We start from the raw sequence: 2,285 nt of genomic DNA on the forward strand, positions 1-2,285 counted from the left end.
CCTGCAAGGCCCTCTCAGTCACCTTCGGTGACAGCTCTCCCAGTGGGAGAGCCAAGGACGCTTCGCTCCTCGCAATGGCGCAAATGGAAGCCTCCCCGGCGAAAGGGGCGCGGAAATCCGTCCCTTACTTATGATATTTCGTCCCTGCCAGGATGCTCTCCGCGCGGTAGAGCTGCTCGAGCGCCATGACGCGCATGAGGTGGTGCGGGAACGTCATTTTGCTGAACGACAGGCGGAAATCCGCCATGCGCTTGATGCGCGCGTCGATGCCGAACGACGAGCCGATCAGGAAGCACGCCGCGCTGCGGCCGTTGAGCTTTTCCGCCTGCAGACGCTCGGCCAGACCCTCGGACGAAAGCTCCGTCCCCTCCGGCGTGAGCACGCAGAACCACGCGCCGCGCGGGAGCTTTGCCTCGATCTGCTCCGCCTCGCGCGCAAGGCCCGCTGCGATCTGCGTCCCGTTCGGATCGTCCGGCAGGCGGCACTCCGGCAGCTCGATGAGCTCGAATTTGCAGTAGGCCCCGAGCCTGCGGATATACTCGTCCGCCGCTGCCGCGTAATAGCGCTCCTTGAGCTTGCCGACCGTGATGAGCGTGATGTGGAACATCGCGTTGTCCTCCGTCATTTCGATTTTCCGGGCAGCGCCGCGCGATTCAGCGAAACCCTTCCGCTGTGCGGCCTGCCTTTGATTTTGCTGATCATTATAGCACCTTCGAGCCGGTTTGACAACCTTCGACCGGTACCTTCCAAAAGAACGTTAAGAATCTCCGCCATTGGATGTCCTTTTTATATAATGTGTCTACTTGCATAACGACCGCTTTTGTGGTAAAATTAGAAGGAATAACTATGCAGGAAAGGAGCCCTCTATGTATTCCAACGCCTATGTATGGTCACGCGTTCTTTCCTATCTGGAGCAGCATTCCCCGGCCATTGCGATCGCCTCGTATTTTGACGATGCCGAGGTCATCGAGCTGACGGAAAGCAAGCTCGTCATCTACTCGCCGTCGCCGTTCCGCAAGGACGTGATCGTTAAGCGCTATATCGATCAGATCCGCGAGGCCATGCGCGACCAGTTCCAGACGGAGGTCGAGGTCGTCGTCCTCGACGAGACCGAGCTGCCGCAGTACTCCAAAAACAAGAAAAACCGCAATTTCGTCGAGTTCAACTCGCAGTATACGTTCGATAAATTCGTCGTCGGTTCTTCGAACCAGCACGCGTTTTCCGCCGCCCGCGCCGTCGCGGATAACCCCGCCGACGCCTATAACCCCCTGTTCATCTACGGCGAGTCCGGCCTCGGCAAGACGCACCTGCTCTATGCCATCGCCAACCAGATCCAGCGCGAGCACCCGGACTATAACATCGTCTATATCAAGGGCGACCAGTTCACAAACGAGCTGATCGACGCCGTCCGCAGCGGCAAGAACTTCGAGTTCCGCGACAAATACCGCAACGCCGACCTCTTCCTCATGGACGATATCCAGTTCATCGCGGGCAAGGACGCCACGCAGGAGGAATTTTTCCATACGTTCAACTCGCTCTACGAGAACAAGCGCCAGATCGTCCTGACGTCCGACCGCGTTCCCGGCGACATGGTTCGTCTGGAGGACCGGCTGCGCACCCGCTTCGAGTGGGGCCTCATCGTGGATGTCCAGCCGCCCGATTATGAGACGCGCTTCATCATCACGCGCGAAAAGGCGCTGGAGCTGGGCATCGAGCTGCCGCAGGACGTCGTGGACTACATTGCCGAAAACATCACGAACAACGTCCGCCAGATCGAGGGCACCGTCAAGAAAATCAAGGCCTATCACGACCTGACCGGCATGCCGCTGGACATCACGAACGTCTCGCGCGCCATCAAGGACATGTATAAGGGCAAAACGCAGGCCATCCCCACGCCGGACCTCATCATCAGCGAGGTCTGCCGCTTCTACTCCATCGACGAGAGCACCCTGCGCAGCACCCTGAAAAACAAGGGCACGGCCGAGGCCCGCCAGGTCGCCATGTACCTCATCCGCAAGCTGACGAACCTGTCGCTGCCCGATATCGCCAAGGAATTCGGCAAGAACCATACCACCGTCCTCTATGCCCTGAAAAAGGTCGAGCAGGAGCTGCCGAATTCCTCCAACGGCCTGCAGGATAATATCCGCGATATCACGTCGAATATCAACTCCCGGCTGTAAACGCCCGGATGCGGCAGGTTCCCAGACCTGTCATTGCGCAGCTTGGCTCTCCCTTTGGGAGAGCTGGCGGCGCAGCCGCCTGAGAGGGAAAATCAGCCCTCCCCT

General features: G+C 59.0%; 2 protein-coding genes. One reads left to right on the forward strand and one right to left on the reverse strand.

Annotation, left to right across the window (positions count from 1 at the left end; translation table 11 throughout):
• Positions 1-124: 124 nt before the first annotated feature.
• Positions 125-625, reverse strand: coding sequence for a 23S rRNA (pseudouridine(1915)-N(3))-methyltransferase RlmH (locus WMO66_RS14180; RefSeq protein ID WP_349137005.1), 501 nt, complete (start codon positions 623-625; stop codon positions 125-127).
• Between the two features lie 241 nt (positions 626-866).
• Between WMO66_RS14180 and dnaA the strand changes: the two genes are divergently transcribed.
• On the forward strand, positions 867-2,180 hold the full coding sequence (gene dnaA / locus WMO66_RS14185; protein ID WP_349137006.1) for a chromosomal replication initiator protein DnaA: 1,314 nt from the start codon (positions 867-869) through the stop codon (positions 2,178-2,180).
• Positions 2,181-2,285: the final 105 nt, after the last annotated feature.

This window comes from Faecousia intestinalis, from assembly GCF_040096185.1.
In the GTDB taxonomy this organism is placed as follows: domain Bacteria; phylum Bacillota; class Clostridia; order Oscillospirales; family Oscillospiraceae; genus JAZOXB01.

Excerpts from the sequence above, each read along its gene's own strand:
- WMO66_RS14180 (WP_349137005.1), bottom strand. The coding sequence starts at position 625 with ATGACGGAGGACAACGCGATGTTCCACATCACGCTCATCACGGTCGGC.
- dnaA (WP_349137006.1), top strand. The coding sequence starts at position 867 with ATGTATTCCAACGCCTATGTATGGTCACGCGTTCTTTCCTATCTGGAG.